Consider the following 5612-nt stretch of genomic DNA (forward strand, 5'->3'; position numbering starts at 1 on the left):
CGGACGGCGCAGGTCTTCCGGGCGCGCGTTTTCCGCCACGGCGGCCTGAATGGTCGCCACACGGTCAGAGGCGGAAACCCCGGTGGTCACGCCAGTGGCGGCTTCGATGGAAATGGTGAACGCCGTTTGCTGCGTATTGGTGTTGTGCTCTGTCATCATGGGCAGGCCAAGACGCCGCGTGTACTCGTCTGTAAGGCACAGGCAGACAATACCGCTGCAATGCCTTATGAGCATGGCCATTTGCGGCACGGTGATGGTCCGGGCCGGAAAAATGAGGTCACCTTCATTTTCCCGGTCTTCATCATCCACCACCAGAACACCGCCACCGGCGCGCAAGGACGCCAGCGCTTTCTGCACACGCTCGTGCGAGCTGCCAAAGGAATCAAGAGACAATGAGGACTGATGCATGCCGTTCTCCGTTTTCCGGTCAATGCCGGGAGAGGGTGCATCAGGGCGTGGACGGGCCGCCAAAGGAATGCCACCGGAAACTTCGCCAAAGGCGAAAGCTCACACGCGGCAGCAAAAACCCGGCGCACATGCGCAAGGCCATTGGCGGCTGTAACCGTTCTCTTCCATCCGGACTGTTACCGTCGGCTTCGGATTCTCACCGAATCTGCTGACCCCAGCATGGGCGCTCGCGGGCTGACGCAGGCCATAAGGCCGCCGTATCACCGCCGGTGGGGACTTGCACCCCGCCCTGAGAAACAGAAACAACATACGCTTTCACGACCGGTTACGCAAGGCGTCGTACCATGAAAAAACATGAGCGTGGAATTGTTTGCAGAAAAAGACACAAGGCAAGCCTTGCCAAAACGTGTGCCTGAGGAAGCCGGAAACTTAGAGCAATTTCGCTTTGACATTGCTGACATTTCTGCCGCGCCTGCGGCGCTTGCGAGCGCCCGCACACGGCAAGGCAGTCTTTTGCGCATGGCTTTCGTCACTTGCCCCAGCCCGCGCAATGCCGGGAAAATCACGCCATACATTGCCTTGTGACGCGAAACTGGAGGGCCGCTTCATTTCAAGCGGGAAAAACAAAAGCCTCAAAGCAAAGCAGTTCCGCTCCCGGGTTTTGCCAGCTTCCCTTGGGCAGGTTGGCCTTGAGGCAAAGATTGTCCAGATACTCCAGCCTGTTCCAGCCCTGATCCACAGGAACCTGCGGCAGAAAAACGCCACTGTGTCCTTGCCATTGCAGGACGAGACCGTGAACACCCACCTCTATTTTTTCCGGGTCCGGGCAGGACTGCAACGTACCCAGCACAGAAATATCCAGTTCGGCCTTGCGCCACTCATCAAGCGTCAGGGGAGAAAAGCGGGGATCACTGAAAGCGGCCGCAGCTGCCAGATGCCAGACGCTTTTATACAGGGGTTCCCGCCCGACAATATTGCCGATGCAGCCCCGCAGGGCCTGATGGAGGGTAATGGTTACAAACGCACCCAAAGGCCGCAGCAGCGGCGCCTGGGGTCGATGCAGGCTTTCCGGCGGCTCGGGGATGGAAGGCACTGTTTTGCCCAGCAAGCCGGCTTCGATGGACATTCGGGCCTGGCGGCTTAAAAAATTCTTCTCTGCATCGGTAAGGTTGAACGGGGTGTCCATATCCACTCCTTTCCATATCAGTTTTACGATACAGTGCAGAATAATACTCTACAAAGCAAGAAGTGCCGCAACAATCGTTGCGACACTTCTTGATAAGGCTTTCACGCAAAGGCTGACGCGCCTCGCGCAGGCCAAGAACGGATCAGGCCCGGTGCTTGGAAATTTTTAGCCGCAGACAAAATACACAGGCTCTCATTGCGAAAACGAACTGGTCGGTTTCGGAACAAAAAGCCGGTTGTGACGCTGCATGCGGCTAAAAAGGCCAAACGCTAGTCTTCGCCTTCAGCGTGGGACTGCTTGCCGGCACCCTTCAGGCCATACATGGTGGTGGAACCGGAAGACCAGAACTCCAGCACTTCTTCGTTAACCAGCTTGGTGAGGATCTTCTTCACGTCGCGGGGACCTTTGTCAGGGAACAGGTCCGTAAAGTCCTTGAAATAGAACTTGGACTTGGAGGCGGCTTTGCTGTTCAGAAAATCAACAACAATATCTTTGTCGTCAGCCATGGTGATTCTCCTGTCCCGGCGGCGCGGATGCGCCGCCGGGGTTAAAACAAGATAGTCCTAGAACTTGAACTGCGTGCTCTGCCGCCAGGTGTAGTAGGCAGGGTCACGGAAGTCGTCGATAAGGTGGTGGGTGAACTCAAGGCCGGTCAGCTTGAAGAAGGTTTCCCAGCCGATGCGCTCAGCCCAGTCGCCCAGGCGTTCGTATTTATTGGCATTGGCAGCGTACACTTCAACGATGTGCTTCACGGTCTTGGTCAACGAAGGCCAGCGGGGCGGTTCGTTGGGGATGTAACCCACAACGACCTTGGAGAACTTGGGCATGCTGATGCGGTTGGAAACCTTGCCGCCCACCATGATGGCAACGCCGTCGCCGTCGCCGTCCGAGATGGGCAGCGCGGGACACATGGTGTAGCAGTTACCGCAGTACATGCAGCGTTCGTTCTTGATGGCGATGGAGTTCACCTTTTTGCCGTCAAGCTCCACCTTGGTGGGACGCACGGCGGCAGTGGGGCAAGCGGCCACGGCCAGGGGAATTTCGCACAGCTGGTCGGTCCACTCGTGGTCGATCATGGGCGGCTTGCGGTGGATGCCCACAAGGCCGATGTCGGAGCAGTGCACAGCGCCGCACATGTTGATGCAGCAGGCAAGGGCAATGCGCACGGGGGCGGGCAGACGCATGGACTTGAAGTCCTCAAACACAACGTCCATCACGGCCTTGACCGGGCCGGAGGCGTCGGTGGCAGGCGTATGGCAGTGCACCCAGCCCTGGGTGTGCACCATGTTGCTGATGCCGGCGCCGGTGCCGCCCACGGGGAACTTGAACGAGCCGCCGTCAAACTTGCGGCTGTTCAGGTCGTCGCGCAGGGCCTTCATGCCTTCTTCGCTGTCCACCATGAACTCAATGTTGTTACGGGTGGTAAAGCGCAGGTAGCCGCCACAGTACTTGTCAGCGATGTCGCACAGTTCGCGGATCAGCGTGATGGACATGGTGCGGGTACCGCCCACGCGGACGGTGTAGCACTTGTCGCCGGTTTCGGACACGTGCAGCAGCACGCCGGGCTCCAGAATTTCGTGATAGAGCCACTTGCCGAAGTTGTTCTTGATGATCGGCGGAAAGTATTCATCATACTTGTGGGGGCCGATGTCAGTGATACGGCCTTCCATCGGTTTTGCGGGATTGTACCCGGAAGAAATAAATGCCATGTTCTTCTCCCCCTTTGACTAGCGTTGATGGCGTTTGCGGTAAGCGGCGAGGTCACGGTCCCAACCACCGGTAACTTCTTCTTCCTTGAAGAAGATGTACGGGTTGGAGCGGGGTTCCTTGACGTGGTAGGCGGCAGCAGGAGTGTCGGTGACTTCCAGCAGTTTCTGGAAGGACAGACGCTTCATGGTTTCACCCACGCGTTCGCGGTTTTTGCCTTCTTCCATCCACCAATCCCAGATCTTTTCGATGACTTCTTTGACGTCATCGTAGGGAGCTTCACAGGAAACGAAGGGCACGAGCAGCGAACCCATCTGGGCGCCGTCAACCACGGGAGCCTTGGCGCCTACGAGGATGCTCGCGCCGCGCTCGTCGCCGATGCGCAGGGCGCGGGGCATGGTGTTGATGCAATGCATGCAGCGCACGCAATCAGCGGTTTTGATGGAAAGTTTGGAACCGTCCCACTTCATGCACTGGGAGGGGCAGCGGTCCACCACTTCTTTCTGCAGGTCAAACTTGCCCCAGTCGCGGCCGGAGTGAGCGCCGGCGTTGGGAGCAAATTCACCGGCCACGTAAGCCTTCACGGCTTCCTGGTCGATTTTGATGTCGTCCTTCCAGGTACCGACAACGGCAAAGTCAGAGCGCGCCATGGCGCACACGCAGCCGTTGGGGCAGCCGTCGAACTTGAATTTGAACTTGTAGGGGAACGCGGGGCGGTGCAGTTCGTCCTGATAGTCCATGGTCAGCTGGTAGCACATGTCCTGCGTGTTATAGCAGGCATATTCGCAGCGGGACTGACCGAGACAGGCTTCAGGCGTACGCAGGTTGGAACCGGAGCCGCCAAGGTCCACGTTCATTTTGTGGGTCAGTTCGTGGAAGATTTCTTCCAGCTGGGCGGTCTGGGTGCCGAGCAGCACGATGTCGCCGGTGGAGCCGTGCATGTTGGTCAGGCCGGAGCCGCGCAGATCCCATATGTCGCACAGGTCACGCAGGAATTTGCTGTGATAGTACTTGGCAGCGGGTTGGGCCACACGCATGGTGTGAAAGTGGGCCACGCCGGGGAACATTTCGGGCTGGTCGCAGTAACGGCCGATAACGCCGCCGCCGTAACCGAACACGCCCACGATGCCGCCGTGCTTCCAGTGGGTTTCCTTCTCATTGTAGGAAAGCTCAAGCACACCCAGCAGGTCTTCAGGGCAGTCCACGGGGATCTGATAGTCAAGACCCTTGGGATTCGCGGCCCGATAGGCCGCTTCCTGCTTGATGTCGGACACAAAGCTCGGCCAGGGGCCGCTTTCCAGCTGGTCCAACAGGGGGGTTGCATGTTTCGCCATTGCCATACCTCCACATGGTTTGTTTGTATCACGCAGCGCGTGATGTACCGGTCAAGTGCGGCGATCCGGGGCTGGCGCCTGAGCGCACTCCGCACCGGGCACGGGTGGAAACAAAAAAAGTTTCCTGCCGACGGGCATTGCCTCCCGCCGCAACGCGCCCGCCCCGTGAAATACGGGACGCCCCAAGGGATCGCGTAAGACGGGCGAGTCAAAACCTCGGCCCCTCTAGGCCGCAACGCGGTCAACTCACTACATAGCGCAATTTTGCGCCAATGACAACCTGGGCGGGATTATATGCGCAAATTGCGGGCGCAAAGCCCGGAGCGCAAGCCCTTGCGCCCTGAGGCGCAAGCATCGCCCCGGTGTGTCCCGTCTGTATATGGCCTGTTAATACCAATTTTTTTGCCATTTGTGCAACTTTTTTTCGCAACATGTACCTTTTTTCACATATGCGGCGCCTCCGCCCTTGGCAAATCCTCTCTTTTCAGCGTACACTGCGCAACATCTTACAGAACAGCCGCCGTCACTCCGGCGCCATTTTCAAGGAACCTTCCCATCATGAAAGACGAACTCGGTTTGTACTACCATCCCCAGGCGGGCAACAGCCTTTCCCGCGTCTATGTGCGGCGCGGCGAGCACGGCGAAGTGGAGTTCCGCCTCTGGCGCTCCGACCTGCCCGAAGTATGGGACCGCCACCCCTGGCTCAGCATGAGTGTCGTGCAGGACGCCGCCCAGATGTACCAGCAGGAACGCAACCCCGAGGCCGACCCTCTCAGGCTTTATGATCTGGCAGTGGCCCGGGCGCTTCTCAAGGAGGACGAGGCGTGAAAGGACGTTGGCTGCTGGCAAACCGCGACTTTCTTGTGCGTGACCTCGTGCGTGACTACTGCACGGTCTATCACGCGCTTGCAGCCCAGCGCCGCCGCTTTGAACTGGACGGGGCCGTGTCGTACACGGCCCTGCGTGACCTTCTGGGC

At 58.6% G+C, this 5612-nt stretch carries 6 protein-coding genes and 1 riboswitch; of the genes, 1 reads left to right on the top strand and 5 read right to left on the bottom strand.

The window, feature by feature from the left end:
- From V6C07_RS09955 to dsrA, 5 genes are all read right to left on the bottom strand, one after another.
- Positions 1-408: 3,4-dihydroxy-2-butanone-4-phosphate synthase (locus V6C07_RS09955; RefSeq protein ID WP_333536289.1), on the bottom strand; the 408-nt coding region annotated here is incomplete at its 3' end.
- Between the two features lie 152 nt (positions 409-560).
- Positions 561-710: riboswitch (FMN riboswitch) on the bottom strand.
- A 308-nt stretch (positions 711-1018) separates the two neighbouring features.
- Positions 1019-1594 carry an AmmeMemoRadiSam system protein A gene (gene amrA / locus V6C07_RS09960; protein ID WP_333536291.1) on the bottom strand — a complete coding sequence of 192 codons (576 nt, stop codon included), beginning with the start codon at positions 1592-1594 and terminating at the stop codon, positions 1019-1021.
- A 269-nt stretch (positions 1595-1863) separates the two neighbouring features.
- Entirely contained in the window at positions 1864-2100 is a 237-nt protein-coding gene (locus V6C07_RS09965; protein ID WP_015939294.1) for a dissimilatory sulfite reductase D family protein, read from the bottom strand.
- Between the two features lie 57 nt (positions 2101-2157).
- Positions 2158-3303 (bottom strand): dissimilatory-type sulfite reductase subunit beta, encoded by a 1146-nt coding sequence (gene dsrB / locus V6C07_RS09970; RefSeq protein WP_333536293.1) that lies wholly within the window; start codon positions 3301-3303, stop codon positions 2158-2160.
- Between the two features lie 18 nt (positions 3304-3321).
- Positions 3322-4635, bottom strand: a complete 1314-nt coding sequence (dsrA, locus tag V6C07_RS09975) for a dissimilatory-type sulfite reductase subunit alpha (RefSeq protein WP_333536294.1) — start codon at positions 4633-4635, stop codon at positions 3322-3324.
- A 558-nt stretch (positions 4636-5193) separates the two neighbouring features.
- Between dsrA and V6C07_RS09980 the strand changes: the two genes are divergently transcribed.
- The gene (locus V6C07_RS09980) at positions 5194-5463 is read left to right on the top strand and encodes a hypothetical protein (RefSeq protein WP_333536296.1); all 270 of its coding nucleotides are present in this window, start codon (positions 5194-5196) and stop codon (positions 5461-5463) included.
- Positions 5464-5612 lie beyond the last annotated feature (149 nt).

This window comes from Desulfovibrio sp. 1214_IL3152, assembly GCF_036763055.1.
GTDB lineage: Bacteria > Desulfobacterota > Desulfovibrionia > Desulfovibrionales > Desulfovibrionaceae > Desulfovibrio.

What these genes read in the sequence shown, in the direction of transcription:
- amrA (WP_333536291.1), bottom strand. Translation starts at nt 1,594, where the DNA reads ATGGACACCCCGTTCAACCTTACCGATGCAGAGAAGAATTTTTTAAGC.
- V6C07_RS09965 (WP_015939294.1), bottom strand. Translation starts at nt 2,100, where the DNA reads ATGGCTGACGACAAAGATATTGTTGTTGATTTTCTGAACAGCAAAGCC.
- dsrB (WP_333536293.1), bottom strand. Translation starts at nt 3,303, where the DNA reads ATGGCATTTATTTCTTCCGGGTACAATCCCGCAAAACCGATGGAAGGC.
- dsrA (WP_333536294.1), bottom strand. Translation starts at nt 4,635, where the DNA reads ATGGCGAAACATGCAACCCCCCTGTTGGACCAGCTGGAAAGCGGCCCC.
- V6C07_RS09980 (WP_333536296.1), top strand. Translation starts at nt 5,194, where the DNA reads ATGAAAGACGAACTCGGTTTGTACTACCATCCCCAGGCGGGCAACAGC.